This is a genomic window from Enterobacter cloacae complex sp. 370H10 (genome assembly GCF_050031535.1).
Taxonomy (GTDB): domain Bacteria; phylum Pseudomonadota; class Gammaproteobacteria; order Enterobacterales; family Enterobacteriaceae; genus Enterobacter; species Enterobacter intestinihominis.
In genome coordinates, this window is record NZ_JBLGWG010000001.1 from 866,624 (window position 1) to 885,761 (window position 19,138).

Annotated in this window: 16 protein-coding genes, 2 tRNA genes and 2 rRNA genes; 12 read left to right on the top strand and 8 right to left on the bottom strand. The window is 53.7% G+C overall.

Annotated elements, in window-relative coordinates:
• The first annotated feature begins 11 nt into the window (after nucleotides 1–11).
• From accA to tilS, 4 genes are all read left to right on the top strand, one after another.
• Nucleotides 12–971, top strand: coding sequence for an acetyl-CoA carboxylase carboxyl transferase subunit alpha (gene accA / locus ACQG2Q_RS04045; protein WP_003856154.1), 960 nt, complete (start codon nucleotides 12–14; stop codon nucleotides 969–971).
• 100 nt (nucleotides 972–1,071) lie between these two features.
• Nucleotides 1,072–3,204, top strand: coding sequence for a lysine decarboxylase LdcC (locus tag ACQG2Q_RS04050; protein ID WP_063849773.1), 2,133 nt, complete (start codon nucleotides 1,072–1,074; stop codon nucleotides 3,202–3,204).
• A gap of 66 nt (nucleotides 3,205–3,270) precedes the next feature.
• Nucleotides 3,271–3,660 (top strand): VOC family protein, encoded by a 390-nt coding sequence (locus ACQG2Q_RS04055; protein WP_022647115.1) that lies wholly within the window; start codon nucleotides 3,271–3,273, stop codon nucleotides 3,658–3,660.
• 58 nt (nucleotides 3,661–3,718) lie between these two features.
• Nucleotides 3,719–5,005: a tRNA lysidine(34) synthetase TilS gene (tilS, locus tag ACQG2Q_RS04060; protein ID WP_063849774.1), complete on the top strand. Its 1,287-nt coding sequence runs from the start codon at nucleotides 3,719–3,721 to the stop codon at nucleotides 5,003–5,005.
• Nucleotides 5,006–5,031: 26 nt separating this feature from the next.
• On the opposite strand, the gene rof is transcribed toward tilS, so the two are convergent.
• Both rof and ACQG2Q_RS04070 read right to left on the bottom strand, forming a co-directional pair.
• On the bottom strand, nucleotides 5,032–5,292 hold the full coding sequence (gene rof, locus ACQG2Q_RS04065; protein WP_023305471.1) for a Rho-binding antiterminator: 261 nt from the start codon (nucleotides 5,290–5,292) through the stop codon (nucleotides 5,032–5,034).
• Nucleotides 5,279–5,479: a YaeP family protein gene (locus tag ACQG2Q_RS04070; protein ID WP_003856146.1), complete on the bottom strand. Its 201-nt coding sequence runs from the start codon at nucleotides 5,477–5,479 to the stop codon at nucleotides 5,279–5,281. Before ACQG2Q_RS04070 ends, rof begins: the two co-directional genes overlap by 14 nt.
• A gap of 195 nt (nucleotides 5,480–5,674) precedes the next feature.
• Here ACQG2Q_RS04070 and ACQG2Q_RS04075 point away from each other — a divergent pair, with 195 nt between their 5' ends.
• The 3 genes from ACQG2Q_RS04075 to nlpE are packed head-to-tail and all read left to right on the top strand — an operon-like array spanning nucleotide 5,675 to nucleotide 7,371.
• Nucleotides 5,675–6,220 carry a YaeQ family protein gene (locus ACQG2Q_RS04075; protein WP_063849775.1) on the top strand — a complete coding sequence of 182 codons (546 nt, stop codon included), beginning with the start codon at nucleotides 5,675–5,677 and terminating at the stop codon, nucleotides 6,218–6,220.
• Nucleotides 6,217–6,633 carry an alternative ribosome rescue aminoacyl-tRNA hydrolase ArfB gene (gene arfB / locus ACQG2Q_RS04080; RefSeq protein ID WP_426759066.1) on the top strand — a complete coding sequence of 139 codons (417 nt, stop codon included), beginning with the start codon at nucleotides 6,217–6,219 and terminating at the stop codon, nucleotides 6,631–6,633. Before ACQG2Q_RS04075 ends, arfB begins: the two co-directional genes overlap by 4 nt.
• A gap of 39 nt (nucleotides 6,634–6,672) precedes the next feature.
• Nucleotides 6,673–7,371 carry an envelope stress response activation lipoprotein NlpE gene (gene nlpE / locus ACQG2Q_RS04085; protein WP_063849776.1) on the top strand — a complete coding sequence of 233 codons (699 nt, stop codon included), beginning with the start codon at nucleotides 6,673–6,675 and terminating at the stop codon, nucleotides 7,369–7,371.
• A gap of 46 nt (nucleotides 7,372–7,417) precedes the next feature.
• Here nlpE and proS read toward each other — a convergent pair whose 3' ends face one another.
• The 6 genes from proS to metN form a co-directional block, all read right to left on the bottom strand.
• The gene (gene proS / locus ACQG2Q_RS04090) at nucleotides 7,418–9,136 is read right to left on the bottom strand and encodes a proline--tRNA ligase (protein ID WP_063849777.1); all 1,719 of its coding nucleotides are present in this window, start codon (nucleotides 9,134–9,136) and stop codon (nucleotides 7,418–7,420) included.
• Nucleotides 9,137–9,248: 112 nt separating this feature from the next.
• Nucleotides 9,249–9,956, bottom strand: a complete 708-nt coding sequence (tsaA, locus tag ACQG2Q_RS04095; RefSeq protein WP_023299375.1) for a tRNA (N6-threonylcarbamoyladenosine(37)-N6)-methyltransferase TrmO — start codon at nucleotides 9,954–9,956, stop codon at nucleotides 9,249–9,251.
• A complete protein-coding gene (gene rcsF, locus ACQG2Q_RS04100) occupies nucleotides 9,953–10,357 on the bottom strand; it encodes an Rcs stress response system protein RcsF (protein WP_003856133.1) in 405 nt (134 codons plus the stop codon). The genes tsaA and rcsF overlap by 4 nt, the downstream gene beginning before the upstream one ends.
• Nucleotides 10,358–10,463: 106 nt before the next feature.
• Nucleotides 10,464–11,279: a methionine ABC transporter substrate-binding lipoprotein MetQ gene (gene metQ, locus ACQG2Q_RS04105; protein WP_006810023.1), complete on the bottom strand. Its 816-nt coding sequence runs from the start codon at nucleotides 11,277–11,279 to the stop codon at nucleotides 10,464–10,466.
• A 40-nt stretch (nucleotides 11,280–11,319) separates the two neighbouring features.
• Entirely contained in the window at nucleotides 11,320–11,973 is a 654-nt protein-coding gene (locus tag ACQG2Q_RS04110) for a methionine ABC transporter permease MetI (protein WP_003856130.1), read from the bottom strand.
• Complete coding sequence (metN, locus tag ACQG2Q_RS04115; RefSeq protein WP_006810022.1) at nucleotides 11,966–12,997, bottom strand: methionine ABC transporter ATP-binding protein MetN; 1,032 nt, start codon at nucleotides 12,995–12,997, stop codon at nucleotides 11,966–11,968. The genes ACQG2Q_RS04110 and metN overlap by 8 nt, the downstream gene beginning before the upstream one ends.
• Before the next feature lie 188 nt (nucleotides 12,998–13,185).
• Here metN and gmhB point away from each other — a divergent pair, with 188 nt between their 5' ends.
• The 5 genes from gmhB to ACQG2Q_RS04140 all read left to right on the top strand — a co-directional run bounded on the left by gmhB (nucleotide 13,186) and on the right by ACQG2Q_RS04140 (nucleotide 19,068).
• A complete protein-coding gene (gmhB, locus tag ACQG2Q_RS04120; RefSeq protein ID WP_022647122.1) occupies nucleotides 13,186–13,752 on the top strand; it encodes a D-glycero-beta-D-manno-heptose 1,7-bisphosphate 7-phosphatase in 567 nt (188 codons plus the stop codon).
• Nucleotides 13,753–14,123: 371 nt separating this feature from the next.
• A 16S ribosomal RNA gene (locus ACQG2Q_RS04125) occupies nucleotides 14,124–15,665 on the top strand.
• A gap of 70 nt (nucleotides 15,666–15,735) precedes the next feature.
• A tRNA-Ile gene (locus tag ACQG2Q_RS04130) sits at nucleotides 15,736–15,812 on the top strand.
• 105 nt (nucleotides 15,813–15,917) lie between these two features.
• A tRNA-Ala gene (locus tag ACQG2Q_RS04135) sits at nucleotides 15,918–15,993 on the top strand.
• 170 nt (nucleotides 15,994–16,163) lie between these two features.
• Nucleotides 16,164–19,068 (top strand): 23S ribosomal RNA (locus ACQG2Q_RS04140).
• The 16S and 23S rRNA genes sit together here with 2 tRNA genes alongside, the layout of an rRNA operon.
• Nucleotides 19,069–19,138: the final 70 nt, after the last annotated feature.

The window sequence follows — 19,138 nt, forward strand, 5'->3', positions numbered from 1 at the left end:
ACAGGAATACTATGAGTCTGAATTTCCTTGATTTCGAACAGCCGATTGCAGAGCTGGAAGCGAAAATCGATTCTCTGACAGCCGTAAGCCGTCAGGATGAAAAACTGGATATTAACATCGACGAAGAAGTGCATCGTCTGCGTGAAAAAAGCGTAGAACTGACGCGCAAAATCTTTGCCGATCTCGGCGCATGGCAGATCGCCCAGCTGGCGCGTCATCCACAGCGTCCGTACACCCTGGATTATGTCCGCCTGGCGTTTGACGAATTTGACGAACTGGCAGGCGACCGCGCATACGCTGACGATAAAGCTATCGTCGGCGGTATCGCGCGTCTTGATGGACGTCCGGTGATGATCATTGGTCACCAGAAAGGCCGTGAAACCAAAGAGAAGATCCGTCGTAACTTCGGTATGCCAGCACCAGAAGGCTACCGTAAGGCCCTGCGTCTGATGGAGATGGCTGAGCGTTTCAATATGCCAATCATCACCTTCATCGACACACCGGGTGCTTACCCGGGTGTTGGCGCAGAAGAGCGCGGTCAGTCTGAAGCCATCGCACGCAACCTGCGTGAGATGTCTCGCCTGAAAGTGCCGGTCATCTGTACCGTTATCGGTGAAGGTGGTTCCGGCGGTGCGCTGGCAATTGGCGTGGGCGATAAAGTGAATATGCTGCAGTACAGCACTTATTCCGTTATCTCTCCTGAAGGCTGTGCCTCCATTCTGTGGAAAAGTGCCGATAAAGCGCCGCTGGCTGCGGAAGCGATGGGCATCATTGCCCCACGTCTGAAAGAGCTGAAGCTGATCGACACCGTTATCCCTGAACCGCTGGGTGGCGCGCACCGTAAGCCGGAAGTGATGGCTGCTTCCCTGAAAGCGCAGCTGCTGGCAGACCTGGCGGATCTGGACGTGCTGAGCACAGAAGATCTGCTCAACCGTCGTTATCAGCGTCTGATGACCTACGGTTACGCGTAAGCCTCACAATTATCCTAAAAGCCGCACATTGTTGCGGCTTTTTTTATACCTGCCGTTTACCTTAACTATGCTTATCTGATGTTTTTCAAGGAGGTAAACCATGAACATCATTGCCATCATGGGGCCACACGGCGTCTTTTATAAAGACGAACCCATCAAGGAGCTTGAGCAGGCCCTTAAAGCACGCGGATATCAGCTAATCTGGCCGCAAAACAGCGCCGACCTGCTGAAATTCATCGAACACAATCCGCGCATCTGTGGCGTGATATTCGACTGGGACGAATACGACATGGAGTTGTGCAGCGATATCAATAAGCTCAACGAATATCTTCCGCTGTACGCCTTTATCAACACTCACTCGACCATGGACGTCAGCGCCCATGATATGCGTATGGCGCTGTGGTTCTTCGAATACTCACTCGGCGTTGCCGAGGACATTGCGACCCGCATTCAGCAGTACACCGGTGAATATCTGGATAACATCACCCCGCCGTTTACGCGTGCGCTGTTCACCTATGTGAATGAAGGGAAGTACACCTTCTGTACGCCAGGCCACATGGCGGGAACGGCCTATCAAAAAAGCCCGGTGGGATGCCTGTTCTATGATTTCTTTGGCGGTAACACGCTGAAGGCGGACGTGTCGATTTCAGTGACCGAGCTGGGCTCGCTGCTGGATCATACCGGCCCGCATCTGGAAGCCGAAGAGTACATCGCCCGGACCTTTGGTGCCGAGCAGAGCTACATGGTGACCAACGGAACCTCAACGTCGAACAAGATCGTCGGCATGTACGCCGCGCCTGCCGGTAGCACGTTGCTGATTGACCGAAACTGCCATAAATCACTGGCGCATTTGCTGATGATGAGTGACGTCGTGCCGCTCTGGCTGTCTCCCACGCGTAATGCGCTGGGGATCCTCGGCGGCATTCCTCGCCGTGAGTTCGCGCATGAAGCCATTGAAAATAAGATCGCGGCGATCCCCGAGGCAAGCTGGCCTGTGCATGCGGTGATCACCAACTCCACCTATGACGGGCTGCTTTACAACACGAACTGGATCAAGCAGACGCTGGACGTGCCGTCGATTCACTTTGACTCCGCGTGGGTGCCTTACACCAATTTCCACCCGATTTACTCGGGTAAAAGTGGGATGAGCGGCGAGCGGGTGCCGGGTAAGGTGTTCTTCGAGACGCAGTCGACGCACAAAATGCTGGCCGCGTTTTCCCAGGCGTCTCTCATTCACATCAAGGGTGAGTACGACGAGGACACCTTCAACGAAGCCTTCATGATGCACACGACCACGTCGCCCAGCTACCCGCTTGTGGCGTCCATCGAAACGGCGGCGGCGATGCTGCGCGGTAATCCCGGGAAACGCCTTATTAATCGTTCGGTGGAGCGGGCGCTGCATTTCCGAAAAGAGGTTCAGCGACTTAAAGATGAAGCGGACGGCTGGTTCTTTGATATCTGGCAGCCGGAAGAGATTGATGAAGCAGAATGCTGGCCCGTCGCGCCGGGGGAGAGCTGGCACGGTTTTCGGGATGCTGATGCAGACCACATGTTCCTCGATCCGGTTAAGGTGACGATCCTGACGCCGGGTATGGATGAGCAGGGTGTGATGGGTGAGGAAGGGATCCCGGCTGCGCTGGTGGCGAAGTTCCTTGATGAACGCGGCGTGGTGGTGGAGAAAACCGGCCCCTATAATTTGCTGTTCCTGTTCAGTATCGGGATCGATAAAACCCGCGCGATGGGGCTGCTGCGCGGACTGATGGAGTTTAAGCGCGCGTACGATCTTAACCTGCGGGTGAAGAATATGCTGCCGGATCTCTACGCGGAAGATCCTGACTTCTACCGCAATATGCGTATTCAGGATCTGGCCCAGGGGATCCACAGGCTGATCCGCCAGCACGATCTGCCGCGCCTGATGCTGCAGGCATTTGATGTTCTGCCTGAAATGAAGCTGACGCCGCACAGGGCGTGGCAGCGCCAGGTGAAAGGGGAGGTTGAAACCATTGAACTGGAGAACCTGGTCGGGCGGTTATCAGCCAACATGATCCTGCCTTATCCGCCGGGCGTACCGCTGCTGATGCCGGGCGAGATGATCACCGAGGAGAGCCGGGCGGTGCTCGATTTCCTGCTGATGCTCTGTTCGATAGGGCGCCACTATCCGGGTTTTGAGACGGATATTCACGGTGCGAAACGCGATGATAACGGCGTGTACTGGGTGAGAGTCCTAAAATAAAAGGGGCCGCTTGCCAGGGGCGGGTTGTCGGTTGTAACGTTCAGGGCTCCATAAAAAGGAGAAACTATGCTGGGTTTAAAAGCTGTTCATCATATTGCGATCATTGCCACCGATTACGCGAAAAGTAAGGCCTTTTACTGCGACATTCTCGGCTTTACGCTGTTGAGCGAGGCCTACCGCGAGGAGCGCGATTCCTGGAAAGGCGATCTGGCGTTAAACGGACAATATGTGATTGAACTGTTCTCTTTTCCTTTCCCGCCAGCGCGTCCTTCGCGTCCGGAAGCCTGCGGCCTGCGCCACCTGGCCTTCAGCGTCGATAACCTGGACAGCGCGGTAAAGCATCTGGAAGCCCACGGCGTGGCCTGTGAAGCAATTCGCATCGATCCCTTCACCGATAAACGTTTCACTTTTTTCAACGATCCGGACGGTCTGCCGCTGGAGCTTTATCAGCAGTAATCGCCGTCATGTGTGATAATGCCCGTTCAGTTCGGGCATTTTTTATGTGTAATTTCCTATGACCTTACCCGCTATCGCGCACGCCGTTTCACCCTACCGCCAGCTGCTGGTGGGGTTCAGCGGTGGCCTGGATTCCACCGTTTTGCTGCACCGTCTTAAGCTCTGGCGCGACCGTGAGCCTGACGTCCAGCTGCGGGCGATGCATATCCATCACGGCTTAAGCCCCCATGCCGACGACTGGGTGGCGCACTGCGAAGCGGTGTGCTCAGGGTGGGCGATCCCGCTAATCGTTGAACGCGTCACGCTTGAGGATGAAGGGCTGGGTATTGAGGCGCAGGCGCGCAAAGCCCGCTACGCCGCGTTTTCCGGCGCGTTACAGCCTGGAGAAGCGTTGGTCACCGCGCAGCATCTGGACGACCAGTGCGAGACGTTTTTACTGGCGCTCAAGCGGGGCAGCGGGCCTGCGGGTTTATCCGCCATGCCTGAGCGTGCTGGTTTTGCTGAAACAGAGCTCATCCGCCCGCTACTGGGTGAGACGCGCGCATCACTGGAAGCCTGGGCGCAGCAACATCATCTGCGCTGGATTGAAGACGAAAGCAATCAGGACGACAGTTACGACCGTAACTTCCTGCGCCTGCGCGTCTTACCGCTGCTGAGTGAGCGCTGGGCCCATTTTTCCGAAGCGGTGGCCAGAAGTGCCATGCTTTGTGCTGAACAGGAAAGCTTGCTGGATGAGTTGCTGAGCGGGGAGCTGAATACGCTGACTACCGCTGACGGTGCCCTTAACATTGCGCCGTTGAAAGTGATGAGCCCCGTGCGTCGGGCTGCTCTGATTCGTCGCTGGCTGGCTTGCCACCGTGCGGTTATGCCGTCCCGGGCGATGCTCAACCGTATCTGGGAAGAAGTTGCACAGGCGCGGGAAGATGCCGCACCGTGTATACACCTGAATGGTTATGACGTCAGGCGCTATAAAGAGCAACTCTGGTGGGTGAAATCTGTGCCGTCGCTGGCTGACGTTGTGCTTGACTGGCCGTCGCCGGAAAAAGCATTAACGCTACCGTTGAATGCCGGTGTCGTTGCGTTAAGCCATTCGGGCAATGTGCGTCTACCTGAGCCGGACGAGAACGTCACCATACGCTTCAGGGCCAGCGGCATGCTGCATATCGTTGGGCGTAACGGCGGGCGTAAACTGAAGAAAATCTGGCAGGAACAGAACGTTCCGCCCTGGCGACGTGATACCACGCCGCTTCTGTTTTACGGCGACACGCTCATCGCGGCGGCAGGTGTGTTTATTACCCAGGAAGGGTGGGCTGAAGCGGGTGTCAATTTTCAATGGAAAGCGTAACGGGCAGCTTGGCTGCCCGTTGGTTATCAGGATTCGCTCACCACGACGGTGCCGATTTCCGGATGGCTGAAACTGGCAATTTTGTCGAGGCGTAGCTCACGCGTTGCACCTGCATCTTCCACAACCAGGTATTCCACATTTTTACGGGAAACCAGATCGCTGGCCTTTGCCTTTAGCACTTCGCCATCTTTTAGCTCCAGCGTCAGTATTAAATGATGCTGGCAGGCGAGTTCGAGGTTGTCATAGTCGTCACAATTGATGGGTTGATAGATATCATTCATCGACATAATCGCTCACCAGTAAATTCGCCGCAGCATACGCTGCTTTTTCCCTGACCGATTCTGAAAGGCTCTCATCAGAGGCCACTTCATTCAGCACGTTCAATACACAGCCCAACGCATCCGGGATGTACCCCAGATCTCCGCTGGCAATTTCCGCATACCGTCTGCGAATCAACTCACAATAATTATTCACATCACCTCCTGCCAGCGTACTGACTTACTGTGAGATATCATTAAGCCTACGAAGTTAAACTCGGTTTAGCAAGGTGACTATACCATACTCATTTAAGCAATATCAGCGCCTTGATAACGGGGTGCCACCACCTCGTAACAGCCTTTTGCTGCGGTTTTCGCTACAATGTACGCCTGATTCGAAAGGAGTTCTCTCATGGCGCTGAAAGCGACAATTTATAAAGCTGTGGTCAATGTGGCGGATCTTGACCGTAACCAGTTTCTGGATGCGTCATTGACGCTGGCGCGTCACCCTTCTGAAACCCAGGAGCGCATGATGCTGCGCCTGCTGGCGTGGATTAAGTATGCCGACGAGCGTCTGCAATTTACCCGTGGTTTAAGCGCGGAAGATGAACCGGAAGCCTGGCTGCGCAACGATCATCTGGGTATCGATTTATGGATTGAGCTTGGCCTGCCGGATGAACGCCGGATCAAAAAGGCGTGCACCCAGTCAGCTGAAGTGGCGTTGTTTGCCTATAACCAGCGCGCGGCGGAGATCTGGTGGCAGCAAAACAAAAATAAATGTGCGCAGTTCAAAAATCTTACCGTCTGGTATCTGGATGATGAACAACTGGCACAGCTGAGCGCATTCGCCAGCCGGACAATGGCGCTTCAGGCAACGATTCAGGACGGCGCCATCTGGCTTTCCGATTCTCAGAATAATCTGGAAATTCATCTCACGGCCTGGCAGCCCTTATCATGATTGAGTTGTCCCGAAACGTCAGCATCCCTGATCACGAGCTGGAGATCACCGCCATCCGTGCTCAGGGCGCAGGGGGGCAGCACGTTAACAAGGCCTCAACGGCTATCCATTTGCGCTTTGACATCCGGGCCTCCAGCCTGCCAGAGTATTTTAAAGAAAGCCTGCTCGCCGCCAGCCATCATCTGATCACCAGTGAAGGTGTGATTGTGATTAAAGCGCAGGAATATCGCAGCCAGGAAATGAACCGGGAAGCGGCACTTTCCAGACTGGCGGCGGTCATAAAAGAGCTGACGGCTGTACAAAAAAGTCGCCGGGCAACACGTCCAACGCGGGCATCGAAAGAACGTCGGTTGTCATCGAAGGCGCAGAAATCCACCGTAAAGTCACTGCGTGGCAAAGTCCGTCACCCGTAATGTGACGAAAGGGACACACTTTTTCATAAGGAATGTATTGTGAAAAAAGCATTATTATCAGCGCTGGCCGTGACAAGCCTGTTCGCGCTTTTTGGCTGTAACAACCGTTCAGAAACACAGGTACTACAGCTAACGCAAAACGAAGAATTGAAGCCGATGCAGCAGAGCTGGCGCGGCGTATTGCCATGTGCAGATTGTGAAGGCATCGAAACCTCTCTGTTCCTGCAAAAAGATGGCACCTGGGTGATGAACCAGCGCTATCAGGGGGCGAAAGAGCCGTCTTCTTTTGCAACATACGGAACATGGGCGCGTACGGCTGAAAAGCTGGTATTGACTGATACCACGGGCGATAAAACGTATTTCCGCGCCAAAGGCGAGGGGATGGAGATGCTCGATCGCGAAGGCAATCCGATTGAATCCCAGTTCAACTATACGCTGGCCCCGGTAAAAGCGACCCTGCCTGCAACCCCAATGGCGATGCGAGGGATGTATTTCTACATGGCGGATGCGGCAATCTTCACTGACTGTGCAACCGGGAAGAAAGTCAGCGTGGCGAACAATGCCCAGCTGGAGCGTGACTATGCCGTCGCGCGCGGTAACGACAGCAAACCAGTGTTGCTGACGGTTGAAGGGCATTTTACGCTGGAGCCAAACCCCGATAGCGGTGAGCTGGTGAAAACGCTGGTGGCAGATAAAGACGCGAAGTTTGCTGCGGGTAAAGACTGCGAAAGCAAATAAGTTATAGCCATTAAAAAACCCCGCACTGGCGGGGTTTTTTTGTTTCTTAGCCTTTGATGGCTTTCACCAGGTAATCAAGAATGTCGCCCGTCTTGAGCATCTGTTTTTCGCCGTTGCGACGGTACTTGTATTCAATCTCGTCGCTGTCGAGGTTACGGTCGCCGATGACGACGGTGTGTGGAATACCGATCAGTTCCATATCAGCAAACATCACGCCAGGACGCTCTTTACGGTCATCCATCAGCACGTCGATACCTTTCGCGCTCAGCTCAGCGTAGAGTTTCTCTGCCAGCTCCTGCACGCGGTAAGACTTGTGCATGTTCATTGGCAGGATCGCCACCTGGAACGGCGCGATGTTATCCGGCCAGACGATTCCGCGTTCGTCATAGTTCTGCTCGATAGCGGCCGCAACAACGCGCGTTACCCCAATGCCGTAGCAGCCCATGGTCAGAACCTGGTTACGACCATCTTCGCCCTGAACGGCAGCGTTCATTGCGCGCGAGTACTTATCGCCCAGCTGGAAGATGTGGCCTACTTCGATACCGCGTTTAATCATCAGGGTACCCTTGCCGTCCGGGCTTGGATCGCCTGCGACCACGTTACGGATGTCAGCCACTTCCGGCGTCGCCACGTCACGATCCCAGTTGATGCCGAAGTAGTGTTTACCGTCGATGTTTGCCCCTGCAGCGAAGTCGCTCATCGCCGCAACGGTGCGGTCAATCACTACAGGAATAGGCATATTCACCGGACCCAGAGAACCTGGGCCTGCGTTCACCACGGCGCGGATTTCGGCTTCCGTCGCGAAGGTCAGCGGGCTGGCAACCTGCGGCAGCTTCTCGGCTTTCACTTCGTTCAGCTCGTGATCGCCACGGACCAGCAGGGCTACCAGCGGGTAAGCGCTGCCTTCAGCCGATTTCACCAGCAGGGTTTTCACGGTTTTTTCGATCGGCAGATTAAACTGTTCAACCAGCTCGGCGATGGTTTTCGCGTTTGGCGTATCAACCAGCGTCATCTCTTGCGTTGCCGCGCCGCGTGGTTCTTTTGGTGCCAGCGCTTCTGCGAACTCAATGTTGGCGGCGTAATCAGAGGAGTCAGAGAAAATTACATCGTCTTCGCCGCTCTGCGCCAGAACCTGGAATTCATGAGAGGCGCTACCGCCGATTGAACCGGTATCAGCCTGTACAGCACGGAAATCCAGCCCCATGCGGGAGAAGATTTTGCTGTAGGCCACGTACATTTTGTCGTAGGTCTCTTGCAGTGATTCCTGAGAAGTATGGAAAGAGTAGGCATCTTTCATCAGGAATTCGCGAGAGCGCATCACGCCAAAGCGTGGGCGCACTTCGTCACGGAACTTGGTCTGGATCTGGAAGAAGTTCAGCGGCAGCTGTTTGTAAGAGCTCAGCTCGTTACGGATCAGATCGGTGATCACTTCTTCATGCGTTGGGCCGAGGACGAATGGACGATCGCCACGATCGGCAATACGCAGCAGTTCAGGACCGTACTGCTCCCAGCGACCGCTCTCCTGCCACAGTTCAGAGGGCTGAACGACCGGCATTAACACCTCGATAGCACCGGCGTTGTTCATCTCTTCACGCACGATGTTTTCGACTTTTTTCAGGACGCGCACGCCGGTCGGCAGCCAGGTGTATAACCCGGAGGCCAGCTTGCGGATCATCCCGGCGCGCAGCATCAGCTGGTGGCTGATCACCTCGGCGTCGGCAGGTGTCTCCTTCAGAGTGGAGAGCAGATATTGGCTAGTACGCATGTTGTTACGGTTCCATTTCGACGATTGGAACAGGCTGAAACACCAGCCTGACACAAAAAAAGTGGTTTAGTTTACCAGTGTGGCAAAGATGCCAAAAGAGAGGAGAACAAAATTACCTGGGTTCCAGGGCAAACACTTCAAAACCTGCATCAGTTACGCGCCAGCGCACGTTAAAGTCCAGCAGCCAGACGGCGTACGTTTTTCCTGCGTCTTCCTCTTTGCGGTAGGCGGGACGAGGGTCCTGCGCCAGGACTTCGACGATAAAGTCACGCAGACGAGGATAGCGCTTTTCCAGCTGGCTGATTTGCGTCGTTATTTCAGATGTGAAGTAAACCGGCATCTCTGCCTGTGGGGCGTCCTGAGCATAGCTTGCACGGGCATCCGGCAGCGCTTCGGCGAAGGGCAGGTAAGGTTTAATATCGATGACCGGCGTACCATCAACCAGGTCAAGGCTACCTAACTCCAGGATCACCCGATCTTTCTGACAGCGTATCCCTTTCAGTTCGACCAGCGACATCCCGACTGGATTCGGTCGGAACGTTGAGCGGGTGGCAAAAACTCCCATTCTGGCATTTCCGCCCAGACGAGGAGGACGCACGGTAGGACGCCAGCCGCCTTCCATGGTCTGGTGAAACACAAACACCACCCATAAATGGCTGAATGCCTCAAGCCCGCGCACTGCATCGGCCTGATTATACGGCGCGACAAGATGCAGCTCGCCGCCGCCGTTAAGGACCAGTCCCGGCTGACGCGGCACGGCGAACTTTTCTTTATAAGGGGAGCGGATAACGCCTATCGGCTCGAACTGAAATGAACTCATTTCGCCGTGATGTTAAGCGCAGAACCGATACATACCGCCTGACGGTAGCAGCCCGGCGTACCACTGGTGACCTCGCAACTGTGCAGCAGCACCGCGTTGGCTTTCATTTTCGACGCGTTGATTTGCATACGCTTGCGGGCTGTTGGGATATTTGGAGGGGAGTCCTGATTCGTTGCCTGGCAGGATTCGCCGCTCACTTCGCCCAGTTCACGGAATGGCTTACCGACCAGCTCGTCGGCTTTAGTAATAATACGTACCGGCGCAGCGCGAGGCGCTTTCGGTTTTGCTGGCTCCGCTTTTGGCGGGGTTGCAGTGCTTTGAACGGGTTCAACAGGAGATCTGCTTAGCATAGAACAGCCGCTCAGCATCAGTGCTAAAAGACAGATCGGTAAAGCACGCATAATAGTTCCTCAGTGGATAATCAAAACGTCAGATATTGAAGCAGTTGACCGCACAAATGACAAGACGGGCAAATGCCCGTCTTGATGATATTACACTGAGGTGAGATTACCAGCCTTTAACCGCGCCGCCGTTAAACACCTTATTGGCTTCCTGGTAAACTTCTTCAGACTGATATGCCTGCAGGAATTTCTTCACGTTTTCCGCGTCCTTGTTGTCTTCGCGAGTCACGATCAGGTTGACGTACGGGGAATCTTTGTCTTCAACAAAGATGCCATCTTTCGCAGGGGTCAAACCGATCTGGCTGGCGTAAGTGGTGTTGATAACGGCCAGCGCGATCTGTGCATCGTCCAGAGAACGTGGCAGCTGAGGGGCTTCCAGCTCAACAATTTTCAGATTTTTCGGGTTTTCGGTCACGTCCAGAACGGTCGGCAACAGGCCAACACCTTCTTTCAGTTTAATCAGGCCCACTTTCTGGAGCAGAAGCAGCGAACGGCCAAGGTTGGTTGGGTCGTTAGGGACGGCAACCTGTGAACCCGGCTGGAGTTCATCCAGAGATTTAATTTTCTTGGAATAACCGGCAATCGGGTAAACGAAGGTGTTACCGACAGCAACCAGCTTGTAGCCGCGATCTTTGATCTGTTGATCCAGGTACGGTTTATGCTGGAAGGCGTTAGCGTCAATGTCGCCTTTGCTCAGCGCTTCGTTCGGCAGAACGTAATCGTTGAAGGTCACCAGCTCAACGTCCAGGCCATATTTTTCTTTCGCGATTTTCTGCGCGGCCTCAGCAACCTGCTGCTCTGCACCGACGATAACGCCTACTTTGATGTGGTTCGGATCTTTTTCGTCCTGACCGCAACCCACCAGTGCCAGCGAACCAATCAGTGCGCCTACTGCTGCAAAGGTCTTAAATTTAAACGCCATGTTATATCCTTAACTCGTCGAGTTTGTGTTGTTTGTAACGTTATTTATGCGTAACAGCCCGGACGATACGATCGCCAGAGAATTGGATTAAGTAAACCAGCACAACCAGCAATACCAGAACGGTATTCATTACGGTAGCGTTATAGCCAATATAGCCGTACTGATATCCAATCTGGCCTAAACCGCCAGCACCCACGGCGCCGCCCATCGCGGAATAACCGACCAGGGTGATAAGCGTGATGGTTGCTGCATTCACCAGCCCAGGCAGCGCCTCAGGCAGCAGAACTTTGCGAACGATCTGCATTGGCGTCGCACCCATAGCGCGGGAAGCTTCAATCAGGCCTGTTGGGATTTCCAGCAGGGCGTTTTCCACCATACGGGCGATAAACGGCGCGGCGCCTACGGTTAGCGGGACAATTGCCGCCTGCAAACCAATCGACGTCCCGACAATAACGCGTGTAAACGGAATCATCCACACCAGCAGGATAATAAACGGTATAGAACGGAAAATGTTCACCAGCGCAGAGAGCGTGCGATACAGCTTCGCGTTTTCAATAATTTGACCCGGGCGCGTGACGTACAGCAGTACGCCGACCGGCAGCCCAATCACAAAACCAAAAAAGCCCGATACGAAGGTCATTGCCAGCGTTTCCCAAACGCCGCGAACCAGTAGCCACATCATCGGCTCAGACATAACCCAGCACCTCTACTTTTACGTGATGTTCTTGCAGCCAGGCAATTGCCGCCTGGGTTTCTTCCTGCGTGCCGTGCATTTCCGTCAGCATGATGCCGAACTTCACGCCGCCGGCGTAATCCATCTGCGCGCTAATAATGTTGTTATTCACGTTAAAGCGACGCGCGGTTTCGGACAGCAGCGGTGCGTCAACGGACTGGCCCGTGAACTCCATGCGCAGCATCGGGACGCTGTCAGGCGTTGCGTCTGTTTTTAAACGTTCCAGATAATCTTCCGGAATATCCAGATGCAGTGTGGACTGAATGAACTGCTGAGCCAGAGGCGTTTTCGGGTGCGAGAAGACTTCGCTGACCGTGTCCTGCTCAATCAGCTCACCGTTGCTGATGACGGCGACGCAGTCACAGATACGCTTCACCACGTCCATTTCGTGCGTGATAAGGAGGATAGTCAGGCCCAGACGACGGTTAATGTCTTTCAGCAGTTCCAGGATAGAACGCGTGGTGGCCGGATCTAACGCGCTGGTGGCTTCATCACACAGCAGCACTTTTGGGTTGCTTGCCAGCGCGCGAGCGATTGCTACACGCTGCTTTTGCCCGCCTGAGAGGTTGGCCGGGTAGCTGTCATGCTTATCACCCAGCCCAACCAGATCCAGCAGTTCGGTGACGCGTCGGGTAACCTCTTCTTTTGGTGTGTTATCCAGCTCCAGCGGCAACGCCACGTTTCCAAAAACCGTGCGTGAGGCCAGCAGGTTAAAGTGCTGGAAAATCATGCCAATCTGGCGACGCGCTTTGGTGAGTTCTTTTTCTGAGAGAGCGGTAAGCTCCTGGCCGCCAACTTCTACGCTGCCCTGGGTCGGGCGCTCAAGCAGGTTAACACACCGGATCAGCGTACTTTTACCCGCACCCGATGCGCCAATGACGCCATAAATCTGACCAGCAGGCACATGCAGGCTGACGTTGTTCAGCGCCTGAATGGTTCGGTTCCCCTGCTGGAACACTTTGGTGATATTGGAAAGTTTAATCATTAGATTATTTTTATCGTATGTAAGTTAGCCGTGGCATTTTCTTCTGCCAGATACGGGGAATGACCGTAAACAAAATGGATGTTAAGGCATCCAGACGTCTAAATCAATCCACCTCTGTGCGATGAGCACTTTATTGCGCTGCGATTCATGAGATACTAGCTGAACAAGCCTTTTTCAGGAGCAAACCGGTGGCAAAATCTGTACCCGCAATTTTTCTCGATCGTGACGGCACAATTAATGTGGATCACGGTTACGTCCATGAGATTGATGAGTTCGAATTTATTGAGGGCGTAATAGATGCCATGCGCCAGCTGAAAGAGATGGGCTATGCGCTGGTGGTGGTAACTAATCAGTCCGGTATCGCCCGGGGTAAATTCACCGAAGCGCAGTTCGAGACGCTGACGGAATGGATGGACTGGTCTCTGGCCGATCGTGGCGTCGATCTTGATGGCATCTATTATTGTCCGCATCATCCACAGGGAACAGTAGAAGCGTATCGTCAGACATGTGATTGCCGTAAGCCACACCCGGGCATGTTTATCTCTGCACAGGAATTCCTGCACATTGATATGGCCGCGTCTTTTATGGTGGGCGATAAACTGGAGGATATGCAGGCAGCGGCGGCGGCGGGTGTGGGAACCAAAGTATTAGTGCGGACCGGTAAACCAGTCACCCCAGAAGCAGAAAATGCAGCTGACTGGGTAATAACTAGTCTGGCAGATCTGCCAAAAGAGATTAAAAAGCACCAAAAATAGACATTTTGGTGAAAAGGTGAGCGGTTGAAATAAAAATGCATTTTTCCGCTTGTCATTCCTCGGCGGCTCCCTATAATGCGCCTCCATCGACACGGCGGATGTGAATCACTTCACAGACAACCCGGTCGGTTGAAGAGAAAAAATCCTGAAATAACGGGTTGACTCTGAAAGAGGAAAGCGTAATATACGCCACCTCGCGACATAGCGCTGAAGCGCGTCGCAACTGCTCTTTAACAATTTATCAGACAATCTGTGTGGGCACTCAAAGTGACATGGATTCTTAATGTCCTCGGACACTAAATGAATACCAAGTCTCAACGAGTGAACACGTAATTCATTACGAAGTTTAATTCATTGAGCATCAAACTTTTAAATTGAAGAGTTTGATCATGGCTCAGATTGAACGCTGGCGGCAGGCCTAACACATGCAAGTCGAACGGTAACAGGAAGCAGCTTGCTGCTTCGCTGACGAGTGGCGGACGGGTGAGTAATGTCTGGGAAACTGCCTGATGGAGGGGGATAACTACTGGAAACGGTAGCTAATACCGCATAACGTCGCAAGACCAAAGAGGGGGACCTTCGGGCCTCTTGCCATCGGATGTGCCCAGATGGGATTAGCTAGTAGGTGGGGTAACGGCTCACCTAGGCGACGATCCCTAGCTGGTCTGAGAGGATGACCAGCCACACTGGAACTGAGACACGGTCCAGACTCCTACGGGAGGCAGCAGTGGGGAATATTGCACAATGGGCGCAAGCCTGATGCAGCCATGCCGCGTGTATGAAGAAGGCCTTCGGGTTGTAAAGTACTTTCAGCGGGGAGGAAGGCGACAGGGTTAATAACCCTGTCGATTGACGTTACCCGCAGAAGAAGCACCGGCTAACTCCGTGCCAGCAGCCGCGGTAATACGGAGGGTGCAAGCGTTAATCGGAATTACTGGGCGTAAAGCGCACGCAGGCGGTCTGTCAAGTCGGATGTGAAATCCCCGGGCTCAACCTGGGAACTGCATTCGAAACTGGCAGGCTAGAGTCTTGTAGAGGGGGGTAGAATTCCAGGTGTAGCGGTGAAATGCGTAGAGATCTGGAGGAATACCGGTGGCGAAGGCGGCCCCCTGGACAAAGACTGACGCTCAGGTGCGAAAGCGTGGGGAGCAAACAGGATTAGATACCCTGGTAGTCCACGCCGTAAACGATGTCGACTTGGAGGTTGTGCCCTTGAGGCGTGGCTTCCGGAGCTAACGCGTTAAGTCGACCGCCTGGGGAGTACGGCCGCAAGGTTAAAACTCAAATGAATTGACGGGGGCCCGCACAAGCGGTGGAGCATGTGGTTTAATTCGATGCAACGCGAAGAACCTTACCTACTCTTGACATCCAGAGAACTTAGCAGAGATGCTTTGGTGCCTTCGGGAACTCTGAGACAGGTGCTGCATGGCTGTCGTCAGCTCGTGTTGTGAAATGTTGGGTTAAGTCCCGCAACGAGCGCAACCCTTATCCTTTGTTGCCAGCGGTCCGGCCGGGAACTCAAAGGAGACTGCCAGTGATAAACTGGAGGAAGGTGGGGATGACGTCAAGTCATCATGGCCCTTACGAGTAGGGCTACACACGTGCTACAATGGCGCATACAAAGAGAAGCGACCTCGCGAGAGCAAGCGGACCTCATAAAGTGCGTCGTAGTCCGGATTGGAGTCTGCAACTCGACTCCATGAAGTCGGAATCGCTAGTAATCGTGGATCAGAATGCCACGGTGAATACGTTCCCGGGCCTTGTACACACCGCCCGTCACACCATGGGAGTGGGTTGCAAAAGAAGTAGGTAGCTTAACCTTCGGGAGGGCGCTTACCACTTTGTGATTCATGACTGGGGTGAAGTCGTAACAAGGTAACCGTAGGGGAACCTGCGGTTGGATCACCTCCTTACCTTAAAGAACCTGCCTTTGTAGTGTCCACACAGATTGTCTGATGAAAAACAGCAGTAAAAAACCTCTACAGGCTTGTAGCTCAGGTGGTTAGAGCGCACCCCTGATAAGGGTGAGGTCGGTGGTTCAAGTCCACTCAGGCCTACCAAATTTTTGCTGATGCTGCGTTGCGGCGACACTCACATACATAAGTATGCTTCGTGTCACCACGCCTTGCCTCAACAAAAATTACCGGTACAGAGGTGACTACGATGGGGCTATAGCTCAGCTGGGAGAGCGCCTGCCTTGCACGCAGGAGGTCTGCGGTTCGATCCCGCATAGCTCCACCATCTTTTACTGCGAACACAAGAAAACTTCAGAGTGAACCTGAAAAGGTGCACTGCGAAGTTTTGCTCTTTAAAAATCTGGATCAAGCTGAAAATTGAAACGACACACAGCTCATGTGTGTTCGAGTCTCTCAAATTTTCGCAATCAGAAGTGAAACATCTTCGGGTTGTGAGGTTAAGCGACTAAGCGTACACGGTGGATGCCCTGGCAGTCAGAGGCGATGAAGGACGTGCTAATCTGCGAAAAGCGCCGGCGAGGTGATATGAACCTTTGACCCGGCGATGTCCGAATGGGGAAACCCAGTGCAATCCGTTGCACTATCGTTAACTGAATACATAGGTTAACGAGGCGAACCGGGGGAACTGAAACATCTAAGTACCCCGAGGAAAAGAAATCAACCGAGATTCCCCCAGTAGCGGCGAGCGAACGGGGAGCAGCCCGGAGTCTGAATCAGCTTGTGTGTTAGTGGAACGGTCTGGAAAGTCCGACGGTACAGGGTGATAGTCCCGTACACGAAAGCACACTTGCTGTGAACTCGAAGAGTAGGGCGGGACACGTGGTATCCTGTCTGAATATGGGGGGACCATCCTCCAAGGCTAAATACTCCTGACTGACCGATAGTGAACCAGTACCGTGAGGGAAAGGCGAAAAGAACCCCGGCGAGGGGAGTGAAAAAGAACCTGAAACCGTGTACGTACAAGCAGTGGGAGCCTCTTTATGGGGTGACTGCGTACCTTTTGTATAATGGGTCAGCGACTTATATTCTGTAGCAAGGTTAACCGTATAGGGGAGCCGAAGGGAAACCGAGTCTTAACTGGGCGTTAAGTTGCAGGGTATAGACCCGAAACCCGGTGATCTAGCCATGGGCAGGTTGAAGGTTGGGTAACACTAACTGGAGGACCGAACCGACTAATGTTGAAAAATTAGCGGATGACCTGTGGCTGGGGGTGAAAGGCCAATCAAACCGGGAGATAGCTGGTTCTCCCCGAAAGCTATTTAGGTAGCGCCTCGTGAACTCATCTTCGGGGGTAGAGCACTGTTTCGGCTAGGGGGCCATCCCGGCTTACCAACCCGATGCAAACTACGAATACCGAAGAATGTTATCACGGGAGACACACGGCGGGTGCTAACGTCCGTCGTGAAGAGGGAAACAACCCAGACCGCCAGCTAAGGTCCCAAAGTCATGGTTAAGTGGGAAACGATGTGGGAAGGCACAGACAGCCAGGATGTTGGCTTAGAAGCAGCCATCATTTAAAGAAAGCGTAATAGCTCACTGGTCGAGTCGGCCTGCGCGGAAGATGTAACGGGGCTAAACCATGCACCGAAGCTGCGGCAGCGACACTATGTGTTGTTGGGTAGGGGAGCGTTCTGTAAGCCGTTGAAGGTGTCCTGTGAGGGGTGCTGGAGGTATCAGAAGTGCGAATGCTGACATAAGTAACGATAAAGCGGGTGAAAAGCCCGCTCGCCGGAAGACCAAGGGTTCCTGTCCAACGTTAATCGGGGCAGGGTGAGTCGACCCCTAAGGCGAGGCCGAAAGGCGTAGTCGATGGGAAACAGGTTAATATTCCTGTACTTGGTGTTACTGCGAAGGGGGGACGGAGAAGGCTATGTCAGCCGGGCGACGGTTGTCCCGGTTTAAGCATGTAGGCGGAGGTTCCAGGTAAATCCGGTACCTTATTAACGCTGAGGTGTGATGACGAGGCACTACGGTGCTGAAGTGATAAATGCCCTGCTTCCAGGAAAAGCCTCTAAGCATCAGGTAACACGAAATCGTACCCCAAACCGACACAGGTGGTCAGGTAGAGAATACCAAGGCGCTTGAGAGAACTCGGGTGAAGGAACTAGGCAAAATGGTGCCGTAACTTCGGGAGAAGGCACGCTGATATGTAGGTGAAGCCCCTGCGGGCGGAGCTGAAATCAGTCGAAGATACCAGCTGGCTGCAACTGTTTATTAAAAACACAGCACTGTGCAAACACGAAAGTGGACGTATACGGTGTGACGCCTGCCCGGTGCCGGAAGGTTAATTGATGGGGTTAGCGGCAACGCGAAGCTCTTGATCGAAGCCCCGGTAAACGGCGGCCGTAACTATAACGGTCCTAAGGTAGCGAAATTCCTTGTCGGGTAAGTTCCGACCTGCACGAATGGCGTAATGATGGCCAGGCTGTCTCCACCCGAGACTCAGTGAAATTGAACTCGCTGTGAAGATGCAGTGTACCCGCGGCAAGACGGAAAGACCCCGTGAACCTTTACTATAGCTTGACACTGAACACTGGTCCTTGATGTGTAGGATAGGTGGGAGGCTTTGAAGCGTGGACGCCAGTCTGCGTGGAGCCAACCTTGAAATACCACCCTTTAATGGCTGGTGTTCTAACGTAGACCCGTAATCCGGGTTGCGGACAGTGTCTGGTGGGTAGTTTGACTGGGGCGGTCTCCTCCCAAAGAGTAACGGAGGAGCACGAAGGTTGGCTAATCCTGGTCGGACATCAGGAGGTTAGTGCAATGGCATAAGCCAGCTTGACTGCGAGCGTGACGGCGCGAGCAGGTGCGAAAGCAGGTCATAGTGATCCGGTGGTTCTGAATGGAAGGGCCATCGCTCAACGGATAAAAGGTACTCCGGGGATAACAGGCTGATACCGCCCAAGAGTTCATATCGACGGCGGTGTTTGGCACCTCGATGTCGGCTCATCACATCCTGGGGCTGAAGTAGGTCCCAAGGGTATGGCTGTTCGCCATTTAAAGTGGTACGCGAGCTGGGTTTAGAACGTCGTGAGACAGTTCGGTCCCTATCTGCCGTGGGCGCTGGAGAATTGAGGGGGGCTGCTCCTAGTACGAGAGGACCGGAGTGGACGCATCACTGGTGTTCGGGTTGTCATGCCAATGGCACTGCCCGGTAGCTAAATGCGGAAGAGATAAGTGCTGAAAGCATCTAAGCACGAAACTTGCCCCGAGATGAGTTCTCCCTGAGACTTTAAGTCTCCTGAAGGAACGTTGAAGACGACGACGTTGATAGGTCGGGTGTGTAAGCGCAGCGATGCGTTGAGCTAACCGATACTAATGAACCGTGAGGCTTAACCTTACAACGCCGAAGCTGTTTTGGCGAAGAGAGACAGACACGATTTTCAGCCTGATACAGATTAACAGAATTT